Here is a 20336-nt window from a genome sequence, read left to right on the forward strand (position 1 = left end):
CTTTATGTCATTAGCCGAAAAACAAAAACAATCTTCCTTACTCATCCTTGTCGCCTTTGCCACGGTGTACATTGTATGGGGTTCTACGTATTTTTTTATCGCCAAAGCCGTTGCGCATATCCCTCCTTTCATTCTTGGTATGATGCGCTATATGGCAGCAGGTATTTTATTGCTCCTTTGGTGCGCCATCAAGAGAGAAAAACTGTTCGATCTTAAACAGCTCAAGCACGCTTCCGTGACCGGCATTATGTTGCTGTTCATCGGTAATGGCGCTGTGATCTGGGTAGAGAAAACGCTTCCCAGCTCGCTGGTGGGCGTACTGATCGCCTCACAGGCCATCTGGTTGGTGCTGATCGATAAGGACAACTGGAAAGTGAACCTATCCAACCGCAATACGGTTATTGGCCTGCTGATCGGCTTTGCCGGTGTGGTGCTGCTATTCTTTGAGAGTGCCGCTGATGTGGTGTCTCATGCCGGTGGCGCCGGTTCGGTGATCAGCTTTATTATCCTGCTCGTGGGTATGTTGAGCTGGTCGGGCGGTTCTGTTTATTCCAAGAAACACTCCAGCGGTTCTACCACGGTCAACTCGGCCTGGCAGATGCTCATTGCCGGATTGGTCTTTATACCCGCCACCTTTATCAACAACGAATGGGCTTCCTTCGACGTGAGCGCTGTGCCTGCCGAATCGTGGTTTGCTGCTGCTTACCTGGTCGTGTTTGGTTCTCTCGCTGCGTATAGTGCCTATGTTTGGTTGCTGAGTGTGCGATCGGTTACCCAGGTTAGTACCCACGTGTATGTAAACCCCGTAGTAGCCGTGCTGCTCGGTGTGCTGTTTGCCGGTGAGCACATGAGCTGGGTGCAGATCGTTGGTTTGGCGATCATCCTGACCAGTGTATTGCTGATCAATTTATCCAAATACCGGAAGTCGGGCAATAGCAAGGCCACTGCGCCCGCTAACCAATTCAAGATGGCCGGGCCGGCCGGTAAAGTAGCCTGTGCCGACTAGCCTCTAACATAGTTTTAGTATAGCGATGAAAAACAACGGAACGCATCAGTATTGCTGCTTTTAGCCAGGCAGCTGCACCTACACTGTTCGTTCAACAAAAAACGGGAGGCCTGTTGGTCTCCCGTTTTGCGTAGAATGATGTGTGCCGGCTTGAGAAGCGCCGCATAATGTTAAGCGCCAACTCCCCCGAAACGGCTATCGTCCGCCCGACAACATATACGCCATCACGATATTCCTGATATCATTGGGTAATTTGTTTTGCCGGAAGGCATTGGGTTTACAGTAGCTATAATTCTTCAGGAACTTCAGGTTGTCTTCATTGCCCGCAGCCAGGAACTCGGGCAGCAGGATGCAATAGGTTCGCTGCGGTTTCATTTTCTTCCTGCCTACATACCAGGTCCCTTTCTTTTGGGTGATGTTGATGCGTTGGATAAATCCGCCGGAACCCCGGTTGATGCCGTCGCTGATCGTTAAGATGCTATCGAGCTGTGCGCCGGTGAGCTGCATCAATACGAGCGGGCCGCCATAGGGGAGGGTGCGCAACACCGAGTACTGCGTGACGTTGCCCCTGAGTTCATCATCGAGCCGGATCGATCCGCTGTTGTACATAGCTGCATCGACGCCGGGGGCTGCAAACAGGAGCGAGCGGCTGATGAGGTTGGTATAGTTGGTGGTATCGTTGCGGACTTTACTCTCGCGTCCATCCAGGGGCACGGCAGTAGTCATCAATACTTGTTCGGGTATAAAGCCGTTCCTGCGGGTGATGGTATCTGCCCGCTTCATCCATTTGTCGACGATCGCTTTAGTGGCTTCATCGGAAGGGATGGCGTCATCGATCATCTTGAGGGTCGACTGCACGGTTACCTGTTTAGTGGCCGGCGTAAAGCTGATGGTGTGTATGTACACGGACTTTACGTTTGCATCGGCCTTGCAAATAGTGAGGTTGCCCACTGGCACTTTCATATTCTCGTGTTCGTGCCCGCCCATGATGAGGTGCAGGCCGGGCACCATGGTGGCGAGGGTTGAGTCGGAACGCCGCGCGAGGTGCGTTAAACCGATCACTACATCACATTGCTCACGGATATTCTCGTACACGCGTTTGAAGGTGCTCAGCTCTTCATCGTAGGCGATGTAATCCTTTTTCGTGAAATCGATGGTACTGCCGATGAACCCGACGCGCACTACCTGGCCATCGGGAAATGGAACAGCGCGTATCATATAGGATGGTATCCGGTTGGTGATGCCGTTCTGCGTTTTGGTGAACGGCTCCCGGTTGCCGTTTACCACATGGTAAACATTGCTGTTGATCCAATCGAATGCCGACTCGTTGATGCGCTGTTGCAGGTCGTTGAAGGATACATCAAATTCATGGTTGCCGAAGGTAACCAGGTCGACGCCGGTTTGGTTGAGCACTTCCACCATGTGTTTGCCGGCGATGGGCACTTCAGGGCCACCGGCAGGATCCTTGTATTTGAGCGTGGCGATGAACGAGGGGCTGAGAAAGTCGCCCGCCAGCACCATCATCGTATTAGGATCTTTTTCCTGCAACTGTTTACGCACCGTGGCTACGCGGGCCAGTCCGCCCTCTTTGCCCTGGGCCAGCGGTATGATCTCGTACACGTCATTGATCTGCAAAATGGTGAAGCTGTGCGGCTGCGTGGGGCCCTGGGCCAGGGAACCCATTGGCTGCAAGGAGAACAGGACAATCGATAGCCAGCACGCTGTGCGGTAGCCCTTATTTTTCATAGCATTGATTATTTGGCTAATGTATTGTTTTCGCGGCTGGATGAAAAAGGTTTTTTATACCTTTTTTTAACAGTGAAATGTTTTGGCGGCTGACCATTTTTATTACTTTCACCTCCGCAAATGGAACATACCCGGTTTCATTTTCCGGTCGGTAATCTAAATTATGCAGAAAGCTCTGCCAATTTGTTTCCTTTTTTCGCACGATTAACGACCAATCCTGTACACCTTCCAGGCGCCCGTTCAAAAACAGTACTGTACTTATCCTTATATGAAAGTTTTACGCTCCCTACTGAAACGACACTTCTCCGGATCAAATGGTATTCCCGTATTTTCTCCAGCAGGTGACTCCATAACCTGACCTGCCGGAATGTATAGGCGTACCGGATATAGCAAATCTCCAATTGTTCACTTTAAATTCAGGTTTATGAGTATTAATGAATCAACAGCTGCAGAAGCGCAGGCAAACAACATTGCGCCTACTGCTCCCAAAGGCTACGGCAAATGGTTCACTGCCGAGTACAAAGACATTCCCACCGAACCCACCATTAGTCAACGCAAAGAAGCGATCGAAGCTTATTTCGCTGGCTATACGGCTTGTTACAATGAGATCAAGGGCCGGGAATATACTCCCTATTTCGAGTGGACAGATGAGGTAAGTCTGCTGGCAGATTGCAGGACTTACACGCTGCACGTGTTCGTAACGCCGCCTCCCACCATTATCAAATCGGGAACCCTCAGCGCACTTGCTTCGGCCCCGATCACCGGTATGTCAAGTGGTGATGGTGACGGTATCGATCCGCCCACGCCGCCGCCTCCGCCGCCTCCACGTCTCTGATCAACGTAATCGGATAATACTAAACAGGAATATGTCCCGGAATGCTGCCCTCCCCAGGGTTGGCTTCCGGGACAATATGTTTATTATGACTAACTTTAACCGCCATGGTAAAGAAAGTCAGCCTCCTGTTTTGCAGCCTTTTAATGATCCTTATGCTCCAGGGCCAGTGCCCCAACCGGGACTCCCTTTGGCAGCGGATCGGCGAGTTGCGGAATGATGAGGTGATGCCACCACAAACGATCCGCAGCCGGTTATTCGAACTGGAGCAAAAAATGATTCCCTGCGATGTCTGGCAGGATTCTACCCGGGTATTCCTGTACCGCGCCATTGCCAGCACCTATATGGCCCAGGGCAATTACCTGGAAGTGATCCGCTATCTGGGTCAGGCAGCCGACTTCATCAAAACCACTCCCCTTAAAACGGCCGTGAAGGAAGCTGATCTGGCTACGCTCTACTATTATATTTCATTCTGCTATCAACTGATCAATAATGTGCCGGAGCGGATGAAGGCGCTGGAAAATTGCATTGCCGTGAGCCGGCGTTTGAATTTCGTGGACCGCACCATTTTACTCGCGCTGTACAACCGTGGCGAATACTTTTTCGATCTGGGCGATTATCACCACTGTATCGAATACTTCAAAGAGTGCAATGCACGCTCCATTCAGCATCTTCCTGCCGCGATCGATCGGGAAGACAGTGCCGATCTCGTTTCCTATAGTCTCAGCAGTTTCGTGTGGCAGGTGAATGCCCATATACGGCTGCGCGAATATGAAACCGCTGAAACCTTGCTGAACAGCCAGGTGGGGCAGCACGGGATGCCGCAGCTGGCCGCCTACAAGGGTACTTTCTATGGCGTGCGGGCAGAAATGGAATTGCACAAAGGCAACTATGAACAGGCGATCAGCAGTTTCAGGAAGGCGCTGTCGGTAGAGAAAAGCAATTTCAGCCGCAAGCAACTGCTCAATACGATGGCCAACGAAGTGTATTTCCGGCATTATCAACAGTACGATAAGGCAATGGCGATGTTCCGGGAGGCGCTTGCCCTAAAGAATACCGACAAGGCCAAGCAGAAAGTAGATGCTTTCGAATCGCTCAATATCCTGTCGAACATGGGAGAGCTTTACGCGCGGCAGGGCAACTTTGACCAGGCCTTTGTTTGCTATCGCAAAGCCCTCGATCATATCCAACCGGGCATTACCACCGCAGAGATCGTATCGAGCCCGCCGGCTGCTTTTGTAGACAAAAAGAAAACACATTACCTCACCGGACTTTTTATTGAGCAGGCCAATACCTGGCAAAGGAAGTACGGCCATACGCGTAATCCCGACGATCTCTATAAGGCCATTGCCGCTTACAAAGAAGCTGACAGGCTGGTAAACCGCATCAAGGGCGAGCAGGCCAACCTCAACTCTAAATTATTCTGGCGCAGCAACAGTCATGGTCTATACGAGCAGGCCTTACAGGCCTGTTATGCCTCGGGCAATATGGAAGATGCTTTTTACTTCTTCGAGAAAAGCCGGGCTGTGTTGCTCAATGATCAGCTGGCCGATCAACGCTGGATGGGAGAGCAGGACATCCAACAACAAACGCAGGCCCTGAAGCGGATCAGTACGCTCAACCGCGCCCTGGAGAGTCCGATCCTGCCGCCGGCCACCCGCAACAGCTATGAAGCGGAGCGTGCGGAGAACCAGCAATTGCTCGACCGGCTCACGGCCAATATCAAAGAGCGCAACCCGTTTTATTATCAAAACTTCCTCGATAGCAATTTCGTGAGTTTGCAACAGGTAAAGTTGTCGATGTTTAAAGACTATGGCGCTTTGATCGAAGTGTTTGCGGGCGATAGTGCCGTTTATGTGATGGTGGTGGATGCCGGCAATACCCGTTTGCGCAGGATCGACAAACAAATCTATGAAGGGCTGGCCAACGAGTTCATCCGGTACCTCACCAATTACGATCTGCAGAACAACCGGTACGAGGATTTTGCGTCAATCTCCCGGCAACTATACCAATTGATCTTCGATCAACTGCCGCTGCCGAAAGGCCGCCTGATCATTTCGCCGGACGGTGCTTATTTCCCCTTCGAAGCTTTGCTGACCAGCGATCGCCCGGGGGCTTTTCTGCTCAGTAATCATGCGATCAGCTATACTTATTCGGCCCGCTACCTGCTCAACGATTTTTCGGCCAATGCCAGCCGAAAAGCACGCCCCTTTATGGGCTTTGCGCCTGTTCAATATGCCGGTACTCAATTGCCGGAATTGCTGGAAAGCGACCGATCGCTGCAGTCGCTTACCAGTTACTTCAGCGGAGCCGATAATTATATAGGTAAAGAGGCTTCGCGCAGGAATTTTCTACAGCATTTTACCGACTACCGCATTATTCAGCTCTATACCCATGCGATGGACAACAAGGAGCTGGGGGAGCCGGTGATCTATTTTGCGGATTCGCTGCTGTACCTGTCGGACCTGGTGAGCAATAAGCGGCCGGCTACGAGCCTGGTGGTGTTGTCGGCCTGTGAAACGGGGGCGGGTAGATTTTACCAGGGCGAAGGGGTGTTCAGTTTTAACCGGGGATTTGCGGCCCTGGGCATTCCAGCTGCCATCACGAGCCTGTGGAAGGCAGATAATAAGAAGACCTATGCACTCACTTCTTTGTTCTATAAATTCCTGTCGGCCGGTGAGCCCGCCGATGTGGCGCTGCAACACGCCAAGCTCGAATTCATGAAGGGATCGAAAGAAAATATGCTGCCGTACTATTGGGCAGTTCCTGTTTTGACGGGAAAGATCATGGAGATTCCGCCTCCGGAGGGTATGTCTTTGTGGCTGATCGTGCCTGCTATTGCATTGGGGATCATCTTGCTGATGGTGGGCTTTCGCTGGTGGAAGGGAAGTCGAGCGGCCCGCCGCTTGCAGCAACCGCTCGTAGAATAACGTTCATTCTATCACCGGGCCTGTATGCCCAACGCTTCCTTCATGGCTATAATCTGTTTACAAATGGCTAATATTTCACGGGGATGCTCGAGCAAATTGAGCTCCTGTAGTTCGGCTTCCAGTGCCTTGAGTTTTGCAAGGTGATGGTCGCGCCTCGCTTCGTGTGAGTCGTACGGCAGGCTGTCCTCGATCATCTGCATGTTGTCCACTTTCATAGAAGGTAGTCTTGTACTGTCTGGTTAAATGTTGTCGGCTGCTTGACCGTGGTCAATATTACTGTCTGGCAGTATGGCTATAAAGCCCTCGCAGAAGCGGGGGCTTTATGATATAGCACTGCAAATCCCTGCCGCGCAGTAATTTTACAATAGGCTTTGTTCAGGTTTAATGGCAATGGCGCTTCATTTCTTGCTCTACTGGTTTAGTCCGGAACACCGGCATGGCTTGTGGGTTGAGATCAGCTGAAACGCAATGGGGTAACACTTTTATCAGGAATGTGACAAAACTGTTACAAATGAATGACTGCTTCAGCTCCTGCTTAGATAAGCGTTAATGGCAGAGGGTTAGTGCGATCCTGTAATATTGGTCGTAGAATGGATTAAGTGGGGAAACAGTAGAGCTGAATTAATTTTGGGAGTATTTTTGCTATCTTACATGTAACTGCCACATTTCTATAATGAATGAATCTAAACATTTACCTGCCGCAGATCTCCGGATACTGGAAAATCTCACCCGCGGCGGTATTGATCGAAGGAAGGGCGAAGAGGAGTTATTCACCACATATATGTATTTCATACAGGAAGGCATGCGCAAATATCCGCTTAGCGAGGATGAGTCGTTCGATGCCTTTTCCGACACCATCCTGTCGGCCATCGACAAGATAACCGATGGCAGCTTTGAGCGGGCTTCCTCCCTCAAAACCTGGCTTTATAAAATATTTCAGAACAAATGCGTTGACCTGCTGCGCAAAAAGACGACTAATAAGAATAAGGTGCATCAAACGGTTTCTATCACGGACATGCTGATGCATGTTTCGGATGCCGCCAAATCCGTCGTGCAAAAGCTCGCAGATCAAGCAGATGAACAGTTGCTGAAGCGAAGACTGGCTGAAGTAGGAGATACCTGCCAGCAGTTATTACAGCTCTCAGCCGAAGGCCATACAGACAAGGAAATAGCTGCCCTGATGGAATATAAGACAGCCGATGTGGTAAAAACCAGCAGGCTCCGTTGCCTGGAAAAGCTGCGCCGATTATACAATCCGACATAAAGGTCACATGAAACACCTGGAATACATTGACGATTATTTCAAGGGGGCTCAAACCGGCACCCTCAACCGGCAATTCGAACAAAGATTGCTGGACGATCCCGCCTTTGCTGAAGAGGTAGCTTTTTACCTCACTGCACAGCGCGTATTTCAACAGCAGGCCCGGGACGAAAAGGTCGCCCGCTTCCGGAAGCTCTATGTAGAGAGGCCTGCCACGCCCGTAGTGGCCATGAAACAGCCCCGTCGTGCCTGGTATTATGTGGCAGCCGCGGCCGTTGTGATCGGGATCATCTTCACGGTTACCCTTTTGTCGCCGCCTTCCAAGCAGCAACTGGCCGACCGCTACATTCGCCAGGAGCTGAGTGACCTTGGCATCAGCATGAGCGGCACCGTAGACAGCATCGAACTCGTACGCACTTTATACAACAAAGGAAAATTCTCTGAAGCCCTCGGTATTTCGGAGGCCATCATCAACCGCAGTCCGGCCAACCTGAAAGCCCTTGAATATGCCGGCGTATCGAACCTCCGCCTCCAGCAATACGACCGGGCGCTCGCCTGGTTCAAACAAATGGCGGCACATAAAGGATACAGCAATAAAGGCACTTTCTACCAGGCGCTCACCCTCATCAAAAGAGACAAACCCGGCGATCTTCCACAGGCTAAGATCCTGCTCGAGCAAGTCGTGCATGAAGACCTCGAAGGCAGAGAGATTGCCCGCGAATGGCTGGCTAAATGGTAAAAAGCAAACAGCTCCTTAACGGAGCTGCCAGCGATTGCGTTCTTCTTTTGGAGTAGCCTGTTTATCTTTCATGACTGTAAAAGAAAAGCGTCGTCCCGTCGATGCGGCCGCCCTCAATACGGCATCTATCACCTCTTTGATCTCCACTGTTGCTTTTCGTTTAAAAGTGAGGTTACCCGTGTAACCTTCCTCGTGGCCGGTAATGAACAATTCCCGTTTCATGGCGCGGATCAATTGCCGGTAGTCGTCTGCCCCGGCCTGGTGCAGTTCTACCTGTGCGGTAAAGTACTTCATGGACTGATTTTTTACGTTAAGAATGCGGGAGATAATCCCTTTGCACCGGTAAATCAGACCTGAACGACTTGTTATTTAAGAAATGTACTATTTCTTTCTCGATCACTTCAAACTCCAGCAGGAATCCATCGTGGCCATACAGCGAATGGATCACCGAAAAGCGTGCGCCCGGTATGTGTTTGGCCAGGTACTCCTGTTCGGACAACGGGAATAAGATATCCGTTTCTATACCGATCACGAGCGTACGCGCGGTGATGCGCTGCAAGGCTATGGCGGCATCGAAACGGCCGCGCCCCACATGGTGACTGTCCATGCTGCTGCTAAGCCGGTGATAACTGAAGGCATTGAAGCGCTTCGCCAGCTTTTCGCCCTGGTAACGCTGGTAAGATCCCGCTTTGTACTCCGCTGTACCAAATGGTGCTTCATCGTTTTGGAACAGGTCGTAGGTTTGGTAATGGCGATAGGAGAGCAGGGCCATACTGCGTGCCACCTTCATGCCCTGCATGCCCGCCTCGGGATGTTCGTTGCGCCAGGTGGTATCGCTCTCGATGGCCCAGCGCTGCGAGGCATTGAAGGCCTTTCCCCAGGCACTGTGCCAGGCATTGGTGGCAATAGGGACAATATGCTCAAAGGTGCCGGGCTCTTCGATGGCCCATTCCAGCAGCTGCTGACCGCCCATCGATCCGCCAATGCCCATATAGATCTTCCCGATGCCGAGGTACTGACGCAATACCTGGTACATGTGCACCATATCGCGGATGGTGAGTTCCGGAAAATCGTGCAGGTACAATTCTTCACTGGCCGGCTTTTTCTCCAGCGGCCCCACACTGCCGTAGCAACTGCCAGGCATATTGACGCACACGATATAATGCGTGGATGGATCGAATAACTTACCCGTGCCTACCAGTCCCGGCCACCAACTGGCTGCATCGCTGTTGGCGGTAAGGGCATGAAATACCCATACCACGTTATTGCGCTGCTCATTCAACCGGCCATAGGTGTGATAAGCGAGGTGAAAGCCCGCCAGCTTTTGGCCGCTTTCGAGCTGAAAGGGTGTATTGTATACAAATAATTGTTGCTCACTCATGATGGATCTCTTCATTATAGGTATAGCAATCACCCGGCGCCGTTACCAGCGCCAGGTGGTTAGCGACACCTTATATCTACGATACAAGTTCTTTAGCAAATACTTTTTCAATGGCTTGTTCGAAATCGGCGATGATATCGCTGATGTGCTCGATGCCTGCACTTACGCGGACCTGGTTGGGGCGTACACCCGATACCAACTGTTCTTCCGCGCTTAACTGTTCGTGCGTGGTAGATGCCGGATGAATGACGAGTGTTTTTGCATCGCCTACATTGGCGAGGTGACTGGCCAGTTTAAGCGCATCGATCAACTGGCTTGCTTTCTCTTTACCGCCCTTGATGCCGAAGTTGAGGATGCCACCAAATCCATGCTGCAGGTATTTCGCTGCCAGTGTATGATAGGGATCGTTCTTGAGGCCGGGATATTCTACGAACTCCACCTGCGGATGTTTCTCGAGCCAGGTGGCGAGCGCCAGCGCATTGTCTACAGTACGTTGTACACGCAGCGACAGTGTTTCAAGTCCCTGCAACAGCAGGAAGGAGTTGAACGGCGCCAATGACGGACCGAAGTCGCGCAGACCTTCTACCCGTGCACGGATGGCGAACGCTACATTGGGCAGGCCGAGGGGATTGCCTTCTCCAAACACTTCCCAGAACTTAAGGCCATGATAACCTTCGGAGGGTTCGGTGAACTGCGGGAACTTACCATTGCCCCAGTTATAATTGCCGCCATCAACGACTACGCCACCGATCGAGGTGCCATGACCGCCGATCCATTTGGTGGCCGATTCAACCACTATGTTGGCGCCATGTTCGATAGGACGGAATAAAAAGCCACCGGCTCCGAATGTATTGTCTACCACCAATGGCAGGTCGTACTCGCGCGCCAGCTGGGCAAACTTTTCGAAATCAGGAATATTCAGTCTTGGGTTGCCGATGGTCTCCAGATAGATTGCCTTGGTATTCTTATCGATGCGGCGGGCAAACTCATTGGGATCGTCGCCATCTACAAAACGGGCTTCAATACCGAGACGCTTAAACGCTACTTTGAACTGGTTGTAGGTGCCACCATATAAATAGGAGGTAGAAATAAAATTATCCCCTGCCTGCAGGATATTGGTGAGCGCCAGGAATTGTGCTGCCTGTCCCGAACTGGTGGCCACTGCCGCTACACCACCTTCCAGCGCTGCGATCCTTTGCTCAAATACATCGGTGGTGGGGTTCATGATGCGGGTATAGATATTACCAAACTTGCGCAGGCCAAACAGGTCGGCCGCATGCGCTGCATTGTCGAATGCGTAGGAGGTGGTTTGGTAAATAGGTACGGCTCTTGCTTTGGTGTGAGGGTCAACCTGTTGACCGGCATGCAATTGTAAGGTGTCGAAGTGCCACTGCTGACTCATAAGAATACTATTTTAATAAGTAATGGAATACGTTAAAAGAAGTCGATGATGTATGGGTATTGGACGGGTGTGCTTATTCGCAGCAGCAACCCATCATTGGCTGACTGCTACAACAGCACGAAGTATGATATGACTTAATTAATAGCAGGAGGAGTTCTTATTAGTCCACAAGATAAGTGGGTTAGTAGATACCTCCAAAATTATTTTATCATCATCCTGTTAAAGGTACAGGCGATGCATTCCGTTACGTTACCCTATTGAGTTGAAGAAGGTGCTCCTTGAGTGCAGGAAAACTTTTATTGAGCAGAGGGGCCACGATGGGCCGTTCAGGCACACCGGGCAAGCCATTTATCTGATCCAGGAATTACCACTTAGTGGTAGTTGATGGGGGGCAGTTGTTGCTTGCGCAACTCGCGTTTATAGTGCTTTATGTATTTCTTGTTGCTCTTGGCGCCAATGCTGGTGCCGGCGCCGCTCAACAACATCTTGATCATATAGTTGAATATGGAGCGGTCGCGCAGGCGCTCGAAATAGATGATACCCGTTTTACCCCGGTTGCGGCTTTTGATCACGAAGGCGTTGGCTACGAAAGTGATGGCCTTGGTCATGAAGTTCTTCTTCTCCCCATCACCACCTTGCAGGAATTCGACGTTTAGCTGTCGATACATCATGTGCATTTCCCCATATGACAGATATTCCCGGCCAATGGCGCGCATGGTGAGCGTATCGAGATAACCCGAACGGATGCGCACGGAGGCCAATGGCTCTACGGCACTATTGAGCAACAATAGGTTGGCACGCCCGATGCGGGTGGTCATCAGGAAGGCCGCCAGGCTGTCGGAATAGGATTCATGCAGGCGGAGCGACACTTCGATGGAATCGAAGAGGGCGGCGCGGGCCTGTAGTTTGAGGCTATCGTGCTGCTCGTGTGCATAGCTTTTCACATTCAATAAGGTGGCATTCAGGCGCCCGATGGGTATGATGCCCGATTTATTAGTCTTCTCACTATGTTCTTCATACTGCACTTTACCCTCCGCTACGATCACGCTGTCCATCTTCAATTTGAACGGCAGTCCTTTGAGCTGGTTTACAGGGAGGTCGCGGATCACGTTGGGTTGCCGGGGCGGACGCTTGTCGCGGTACACCGATATAAACGGCGACTGCACTTTAACCATCGAGATATGCACCATTGAATCGTTCAGCAACCGATGCAGGTCAAGCCGGTGCAGGTCGATACGGCCAGTGTTGAGTTGTATGTAATCGGTTTGCCAGGGCTGGGCCGCTACCCAGTCATCCCGTTCCAATACAGGCCGGTAGGCGAATGAATCGACCTGCAGCAAGCGTTGCTGCTGGTGATACCGCAGTCCCTGCCAGCGGAAGTCATTTTTGGTGGAATGCAGGTCGCCCGAGAGGTCGCGGAGGTAGAAATGCGGACTGTTATCGAGCCATTCCTGCGGCTTCTGGCCGGCCTGCAGGTGCAGCTGCTCCAGCGTCAGGGACGCGAGGTTGAGCCGGCCGCTGTCTTTGCCAATGCCATCGAGGCGCAGATCCCGGAGGTCGAAATGGCTAACGATGGTTGACCAGGGAATGTCGTGGTGCGTGCCTGCTGCCAGTTTGGTATTCGTGAGCACCAGCTGAATACGCTGGGGTTTTAACAACAAGGATTTGGCCGAATGACGGGTGAAGGATACATCCGTACCAGAAAGGGCCAGTTTGCCGATGGTAAGGGGCTCCTTACCATTATGTTTAATTTCTTCGACGACCCACTGGTTGTGGGCCGGGTCCTTCCCCTGGTTCCACTGTAACCGCAAGGCATGCGAATCCTTTTCCTGTTCGATATGGATGACGGGCTGCGCCAATGTTATTTTCCCGATATGCAGTACGGGCAATGGTTTTGCGGTAGGAGGCGCTGATGCGGCCTTGGCTACCGGCGCACTCAGTTTGGCCCATACCGAGGGAGTTTGCAGCGATACGCTGCCAGCCACGATATGCCCCTCCAGCAGCGCCGCTATATCGGGTACCAGGTCTACCCGCGGCACGGCTGCTATAAAAGAATCGCGATCGTTCTGGTGCGTGATGCGCAGGTTATTGATATACGATGGCGCCCGGTCGCGCAGGGCATAATCGCCGGTATTGCATAGCAGGTCTTTGCCGGTAAACTGTAAATGCTTTCCTTCTATGATCACGGCACCGGTCTTTATCGGTGTGCCCGCGTTGCGCGCTACATCACGCAATGATAGCTTCGTTATCAATGTGTGGAGGGTACTGCCAGGTGTAGTGAGCGATAATTGGGTATTGGCCCCCTCTATGCGGCTGGCCAATACACTGAGTGCGGGTGGCGCTGCTGTTTTTTCTGTAGGGGCCCCGGTTCGGATCGCTACGTTGGCTTCTTTCCAACCGAGTGACCCGATCGAAATATGCTCGCTGCTGTCGTTGATGGCAATATCGGCCATGTGCAGGCCTTTGGCCCGGATGGTGAGGTTGCCGGCCAGGTTGCGAATGGTAGCGTCCTCAGCCTGCAAGCGCGTGCCATTGCCGGTAAAACTTCCATTGGTAATGGAGGCCTGTAGTTTGCCCGTATGGATGCTGCCGGTTTTGAAATGCAGGGAATCTACGGCATCACCCAACATGCCGGTACTGCGTGCAGCGAGGAAGCGGTTGGTTTGCACCGTGAGGTCGACCTGGTGCAATTGCAATTTGGTCGTTGGATTGGGTTCGAAGAAGACGTTGCCATCTATGATCCGTATGCGTTCGAGCGACATTATCTTGTCGATCGAATTGAGCATGGAGTACAGCGACAATTTGCGGCCGCTCTTTGACCTGATCATTTTTGTATAGTGGATCTCGGGGCGGTACAGGATGGCCTGCTTTGCCTGTACGTGGCGGTGGAAGATCAGCTCTTCCCACGAAAGGCTATCCAGCTCGAGCAGGGGCAACTGGTGGTGCCTTACCACAGGCGCTTTTTCGAGGCTGTTGATAGAGAAATTGTTCAGCAGGATGTTGGAGTTGACAATGCGGATGCTGTCGAACTTGAAGCGATAGGTACTGTCTTTGTTCAAACTGGTATAGCCCCTGATGGCCATATCGAAGCGGCCCACCGATACCGGTTCTTTTGCATGGCGTTCGATGACGAGGTCGCGCATCTCGAAATCATCGCCATTGGTTTTGAAGGTGGCCGATTGTACGCCGTGATCAGTGACCACGGAGGTGCTCACGTTTTTGACCCCCATATACTTCAGGCGCGTATTGACTCCGAGGTGACGAAGCAGTGTGTCCATGCGCACGGGTGGTGCGTTCCGTTGCCGGGTGCTATCGATCTTCACGTGCAGGTTGAGCACGGGGTTGGTAGCATACATCGAATCGGCCTGGATCATCCCATTGCCATACAGTGCGGGGAAATCGATATTGATGAAACGGAGTTTATCGAAGAACAGGTGAACGTCTACGGCCTGTTGGCGCAAGCCGGTTGTTTTGATGGTACAACTGTCGAGAGCTATTTCACCATTCCTGACGTGTATCCTGAATTTACCAAAGGACATGCGGTAGCGCTGGTCGGGGAAGGTGATGACCTGGTGATCGGTGCGGAATTCTATGTCGTCGGTGAAATGGAAAACGTTGTCATCTTTTTTGCCGCCACCTACCTGTATATGGTTGATGGCAAAGAATATATTGGAAATGCTGACTGGCTGCCAGTCGACCCGGGCGCGGTTATCGAGCGAGAAGCGGCCATTGGCGATGCGGAAATGATCGATCTGGAAAAGGTTCAGCGCCTGTTGGATGGAGTGGTATACATCGCCGATCTCGCGGGCGAGGGAACCGTGTCTTTTTTCGGCGGTATCGAACTTCATGACGGAGATGTCGGGATCGTTGATGAGGATGCTGTCGATGACCAGTTCGCGGTGCAGCAGCAGGGGCCTGAGTTTGTGCAACTGCAGACTGAGGTTTTTGACCTTGATCCGGTAGGCGGTTTTCGTGCTGACGGAATCGGTATTGAAGATGATGGCCTCTTTGAGGTTGAGCCGGCGTTCGCCGAAGTTGTAGGTGATGCTTTTAAGCGTAAGATCGACGGTGCCATTGGATTTGGACGAAACGATCTCACGGATGATGCTCTCGGCATGGCGCACAAACCAGAAATAGGCCACCACCAGCAACACCAGCAGGATCCCCATGCCTATTCCAGCTATCTTCAACAGCTTCCTTACCAATGGTTTAACGGCCATATTGTAAGATACGTTTTTTTTATATCTTACAGGAGGTAACAAATGATCCGTACCGTTGATATACGCACAGATACCTTAAACGGCTGAACATGATGAGACGAACCCGACTGCTGATGCCGGTGATGAGCATACTCCTGTATGCCCTGCCGGTAGTAGCCCAGATCAACGATACGCTGCCCGCAGTGGTGGAACCACAGATAGAAGACAACCGCGTGAAGTTTACTTCCCAGCTGCGTGCCCTGCGCGGTGTGGCGGGCGCCCCGGCGCCTTTTTATACCTATTTCTGGGAGTTTGGCGATGGTACCTACAGTTTTGAGAAAGAGCCGGTACATGTGTACCGCGATACCGGCGACTATCCTATACGGCTATATGCCACCAATAATTACGATGACGGCAAGAAACCACCTACGCGCCTTAAGAAGATCAAAGTAGGGAAGAAGAGCATGCTGGCGGCCAATACGGCGCCTCCTTTCTTCAAGGGGGCCGGTTCGCTGGAAATGATCACCAACCAGCTGGCCAAACCGGGCGAAGACATGGTGTTGCTGCTGGGCTATCGCAACAAGGAAGCCCATGCACGCCCCGTAAGCGGCTCGGTGATGCTGTTGTACAATGAAAAGCAATTTGCCCAGAACAGTTTCGACCTGGCCGAGGCCCGTATGTACCACGAAGAGAGGAGCATCGGGCTCGACTCCCTGCTGGCCTATGCGCCGGCAGAAGCATGGCGTACTCCTGAAGAAGGCAGCCGCGCAAAGGGTTTGTTCGTGGCGGGTGGCCAGCAAGCGGCTATTGCCGATGCCAGGCCGCAGTTGCGTCAATTACTGAAACAGCAGATGGAGGGTTTTCGCAAACACCATATCTGGCGCATCGACCAGGTGGAGCAGGGGCAGCAGCAGTTCATGTTCCTGCAATTGAATACCCTGCCCGAGATGATCAAAGACACCAATGCGGTGGTAACGATCACCGGGCTGTTCATTCCCGACGATCCATCGCAGGATGTAGAGCAATACAACCTCGAATTACAGATCGTGGCCTCGCACGACCCCAACCGGCTGATGCTGAAGAACCGCCGGCTTAATTATCGGTTCACCGGCAGGAACCGGGCTAATATTTACAAAGTGCAGTTCCAGAATACCGGCAAGGGGCCCGCTAAAAAAGTGGCGGTCACGGTGACCATTCCGGGTATGCTCAATACCGGTACGGTGGAGCTGGTTGATATGAAGCCGGCCTGCGTGTGGTGCGATTCGGCCTATGCCAACCAAAGCTGTATCGATACCATCCTGACGAAAGACAGTATTCAATTTGTGTTCCGGAATATCTACCTGCCGGGTACGCAGCAGGAGGGCATCAATGATCCCGATTCGACGATGGGTTATATACGCTATAAACTACGTTTCAATAAAGGCATGAAGAAGCTGCCCTTTACCAGCAGCGCCTCCATCGTATTTGATAAAAATGAACCCATCTATACCAACCGATCGGTAGGGCGCTTCAAGCGCGGACTTTCGCCGGGTGTTGTGCTGGGGTATAATTTCCTGCCGGGCAGTAAGCCGTCGGATATACTGCCGCAGAACTATGTGCTGGGTTTTACGTTATCGGAATACAAGGCCTACCGTAAATATTTTCAATGGGAGTTGTACCTGCAAAAGTCGCGCAGCTATGAATCATTTGAAGGGCGGCGCACGGGCGGTGATACGGTGATCAATGGAGCGGGGTACAAGGTCGAGTACCGCGATGCTTACCTCAAACAAAAAGTATTGGCGCTGGAAGCCATCCCAGTTTTTCTGCGTTATAATATCAATAGCTTTCTCGTAGCGGGCGCCGGAGCATTGGTGGGTGTGGAAGTGGAGCGTTCGACAGAAGCGAGGGTAGAGACCTATGTGCAAAGGCCCAATGGTCAGGGGTTGCAACAACTAACAGGCACCCGCGGTCCGCAAACAGAATCGTTTACCAACTGGCGCGGGGCACTCTTCGCCGACCTGCAGATAGGACTGGTGCGGGCCGGACCTGCCGCCGGTATCCGCTTCCTGCAATACAGCAACCCATCACACCAACGCTTATTCCTCTATGCCAGCTGGAAGCTATAGAGCGCAACATACCCGCTTATTTTTACGCTGCCTGTACCGGGCAGCTTTGCTTTTTTATATACTATGCTATGGTGCACCGACAGTGCAGGGGGCAGATAGCCTCCAGCTGCCGGCTTCGTTGCAGCAGCAGTTAACGATGCTGCAGCAGCAAGACAACCTGGAGAAATGGTTGTATGCCCGCATCGATTATGTGGATGCGGCGCCGGTGGCGCGCATCGGTTTCCTGATGAATACGCAACAGGCTGCCTGGCGATCGTACAAGAGCTACGATGAACGGCTGGCCTGGTTCAACCTGCTGATACTACAAGGCTATTATCAATTGCAAACGGGCAATATCCTGTCGTCTATCAACGGTTACGAGGCGGCACTGCAGTTCTACGATGCCTATCCTTTGCCCGATGCCGATAATGTGACGGATTACCTGTTAAAGCCGTTGGGCAACAATTATACAAGACTCGGCGATTACAATACGGCGTTATACATTCATGATAAAGTGTTGCAGCTTGCCCGGAAAAAGGGCCATCAACAGGAGGTAGCGGCAGCTTACAGCAATATGGCCACCTGTGCCCGCTGGAAGGGCGACCTGGCGGCTGCCAGCCAGTACGCGCAGGCCGGTTTGCGGGCGGTATCGCGGCAATCGGCCCTGTATGGTTTACTGTTAAGTACCCGTGCAGAAGTGCTGGCCGAAGAAGGGCGGTATGATACGGCCGCCCTGGTGAGTGCACAGGCTTTGCAATGGCTGGCAAAGCATCGCCGTGAGCCGGAGGCTGCTTATTGGTATGGCAGTGCCCTGCAGCTGGCTGCTCAGATCGCACTGAAGCAACAGCAAGTAAAGAATGCTGTAAGGTTTGCGCTCGATGCCCAGCGATGGCTGCAGCAACAATATCCCAACACCCGCCAGCGCGAGAAAGCCAAAACGGCTGTGTTGCTGGGGGCTGTTTACCTGCAGGCGGGCGATCTGAAGCCTGCTTTGCTGGCTTACCAGGCCGCTTTGCAAGGTTTGCTGCCGCAATGGAATCCGCCAAACCCCGATGCTGTGCCTGATATGCGATTACTCTACAGCGAGAGCCTGCTAACGGATGCGCTTGCCGGCAAAGCGGCCGTACTGGAGCGGATGCAGCAACCTCAAACAGCACTAGCACATTACCTGATCGTATTTAATGCGGTGCATAGGTTGCAGGGCGTTTTTTACACCAATGCGGCCAAACTGAAAGAGCAGGAACTGGCCAAAGCGAGGGCAGGGGCTGCGATGCAACTGGCTTACAGGCTTTGGAAGAAGACCGGTGCACCCGGCTATAAAGAACAACTGCTGCTGATTGCAGAATGGTCGAAAGCGCAGCTGCTGGCGCAGGAACGCTCGCTGCGCGCGCCCACGCATGCGATCGATGATAGTGTGGCCCGGCGGATTCAACAACTGGAAGAAGCAACTGCCTATTACCAGCGCGAACTGGCCACCAATCCCCGCAACAATACTATTGCCGGCAACCTGCAGTCTACCGAATATGAACTATCCCTGCTGCGCAAAGGATCGCAACAGCCCGCAGGACCTTCCGTTGATCATACGGTGCTTACTGCAGAAAGTTTGCACCAATATTTACAGGCACTGCCCGCGGGAGTAACCTTGCTGGAATTCTTTGCAGGGCGCGATACGAGTTTTATTATCGAGGCCAATAACCAATCCATCAAAGACATTCGTGTAATTGCGCACAGCGCGCCGCTGCAGGATACCATTGCACAATTTGTGCGGCGGTGGTATTTACAAGGCGCGGGGGCCATGCTCAATGCGCCCAGGAAGTATTTTGAGGAAAGTGCTGCGCTGTACCGGGCGCTGTTTGGCGACTATGCCTGGCAGGCAGGTAAACGTTATCTCCTGATACCGGACGGACAATTCAGTTACCTGCCCTTCGATGCGTTACCGACAAACGATCGATACAGTCATCAGTTTGGCGACTGGCCCTTCCTGATGAAACAAGTTACCCTATCGCAGGCCTGGTCATTGCAGACCTGGTATCAGCAGCAGAGCGCCACTTATCCCATACACCGGTTTACGGGCTTTTTTGTGGCGAAGGGAAAAGACCAGCCCCAGCCGGCGTTGGCGGTGGAGGAGGAATACAAGGCCATACAGGCTTTGGTGCAGGGAGACTATTACCTCGACACGGCGGCTACCTGGCGACAGTTTACCCGGCAGGCCGGCACGCTCGGTGTGGTGCACATCAGCAGCCATGCTGCCGGAGCGCCGCAGGGGGCCTATGCTTACCTGCAGTTGTACGACCAGCCCTTTTACTTATTCGATCTGCGCAACCGGCATTTTGCCCCCTCGCTGGTGGTGCTGGGTGCCTGTAAAACGGCCGATGGCGCCTGGCTCGATGGGGAAGGGGTTAACAGTCTGGCCCGGGGCTTTACGGCTGCCGGTGCGGGTGGAGTAGTGGCGGGCCTTTGGAATGTGCACGACGATGCGGCCCGCGTGATACTGCAGGAGTTTTACGGCCAATTGGGCCGGCAGCAGGACGCTGGGCTTGCCATGCAGCAGGCCAAACTGCATTGGTTGCATGCGCACCCGGAGCAACCTGCCTTATTGTTGCCCTATTACTGGGCGGCTATGCAATACAGCGGACACCTGCAGCGGGTGCCGTTGCAACCTCCTGCGCGACCGATTTCCTGGCTTTATTGGGTGGGAGGGATTGTGTTACTAACGGCGACCGGCCTGTTCTTAAAAAAGAAGTATCTTGCCTGAG

Annotated in this window: 13 protein-coding genes; 7 read left to right on the forward strand and 6 right to left on the reverse strand. The window is 52.6% G+C overall.

Going from position 1 to position 20336, the window contains the following annotated elements:
* Nucleotides 1-4 precede the first annotated feature (4 nt).
* Nucleotides 5-1006 carry an EamA family transporter gene (locus tag P2H89_RS07325; RefSeq protein ID WP_275825945.1) on the forward strand — a complete coding sequence of 334 codons (1002 nt, stop codon included), beginning with the start codon at nt 5-7 and terminating at the stop codon, nt 1004-1006.
* A 195-nt stretch (nt 1007-1201) separates the two neighbouring features.
* Here the strand turns inward: P2H89_RS07325 and P2H89_RS07330 are convergent, their stop codons facing one another.
* Nucleotides 1202-2752, reverse strand: coding sequence for a bifunctional metallophosphatase/5'-nucleotidase (locus P2H89_RS07330; protein ID WP_275825947.1), 1551 nt, complete (start codon nt 2750-2752; stop codon nt 1202-1204).
* 424 nt (nt 2753-3176) lie between these two features.
* Between P2H89_RS07330 and P2H89_RS07335 the strand changes: the two genes are divergently transcribed.
* Nucleotides 3177-3587, forward strand: coding sequence for a hypothetical protein (locus tag P2H89_RS07335; protein WP_275825949.1), 411 nt, complete (start codon nt 3177-3179; stop codon nt 3585-3587).
* Nucleotides 3588-3691: 104 nt separating this feature from the next.
* Nucleotides 3692-6514 carry a CHAT domain-containing protein gene (locus P2H89_RS07340; protein WP_275825950.1) on the forward strand — a complete coding sequence of 941 codons (2823 nt, stop codon included), beginning with the start codon at nt 3692-3694 and terminating at the stop codon, nt 6512-6514.
* An 11-nt stretch (nt 6515-6525) separates the two neighbouring features.
* Here the strand turns inward: P2H89_RS07340 and P2H89_RS07345 are convergent, their stop codons facing one another.
* A complete protein-coding gene (locus tag P2H89_RS07345) occupies nt 6526-6729 on the reverse strand; it encodes a hypothetical protein (protein WP_275825953.1) in 204 nt (67 codons plus the stop codon).
* A 458-nt stretch (nt 6730-7187) separates the two neighbouring features.
* Here P2H89_RS07345 and P2H89_RS07350 point away from each other — a divergent pair, with 458 nt between their 5' ends.
* Nucleotides 7188-7778, forward strand: a complete 591-nt coding sequence (locus tag P2H89_RS07350) for a sigma-70 family RNA polymerase sigma factor (RefSeq protein ID WP_275825954.1) — start codon at nt 7188-7190, stop codon at nt 7776-7778.
* 7 nt (nt 7779-7785) lie between these two features.
* A complete protein-coding gene (locus P2H89_RS07355) occupies nt 7786-8514 on the forward strand; it encodes a hypothetical protein (protein ID WP_275825956.1) in 729 nt (242 codons plus the stop codon).
* A gap of 15 nt (nt 8515-8529) precedes the next feature.
* Here the strand turns inward: P2H89_RS07355 and P2H89_RS07360 are convergent, their stop codons facing one another.
* The 4 genes from P2H89_RS07360 to P2H89_RS07375 all read right to left on the reverse strand — a co-directional run bounded on the left by P2H89_RS07360 (nt 8530) and on the right by P2H89_RS07375 (nt 15517).
* The gene (locus P2H89_RS07360; protein ID WP_275825957.1) at nt 8530-8808 is read right to left on the reverse strand and encodes a hypothetical protein; all 279 of its coding nucleotides are present in this window, start codon (nt 8806-8808) and stop codon (nt 8530-8532) included.
* A gap of 16 nt (nt 8809-8824) precedes the next feature.
* On the reverse strand, nt 8825-9910 hold the full coding sequence (gene metX / locus P2H89_RS07365; protein ID WP_275825959.1) for a homoserine O-acetyltransferase: 1086 nt from the start codon (nt 9908-9910) through the stop codon (nt 8825-8827).
* Nucleotides 9911-9971: 61 nt separating this feature from the next.
* On the reverse strand, nt 9972-11297 hold the full coding sequence (locus P2H89_RS07370; protein ID WP_275825961.1) for an O-acetylhomoserine aminocarboxypropyltransferase/cysteine synthase: 1326 nt from the start codon (nt 11295-11297) through the stop codon (nt 9972-9974).
* Between the two features lie 371 nt (nt 11298-11668).
* On the reverse strand, nt 11669-15517 hold the full coding sequence (locus P2H89_RS07375; protein ID WP_275825962.1) for a hypothetical protein: 3849 nt from the start codon (nt 15515-15517) through the stop codon (nt 11669-11671).
* A gap of 89 nt (nt 15518-15606) precedes the next feature.
* Here P2H89_RS07375 and P2H89_RS07380 point away from each other — a divergent pair, with 89 nt between their 5' ends.
* Nucleotides 15607-17601: a PKD domain-containing protein gene (locus P2H89_RS07380; protein WP_275825964.1), complete on the forward strand. Its 1995-nt coding sequence runs from the start codon at nt 15607-15609 to the stop codon at nt 17599-17601.
* Nucleotides 17582-20335 (forward strand): CHAT domain-containing protein, encoded by a 2754-nt coding sequence (locus tag P2H89_RS07385; RefSeq protein WP_275825965.1) that lies wholly within the window; start codon nt 17582-17584, stop codon nt 20333-20335. Before P2H89_RS07380 ends, P2H89_RS07385 begins: the two co-directional genes overlap by 20 nt.
* The last annotated feature ends 1 nt before the right edge of the window (nt 20336 follow it).

Source organism: Paraflavitalea sp. CAU 1676 (genome assembly GCF_029223285.1).
Lineage (GTDB): Bacteria > Bacteroidota > Bacteroidia > Chitinophagales > Chitinophagaceae > Paraflavitalea.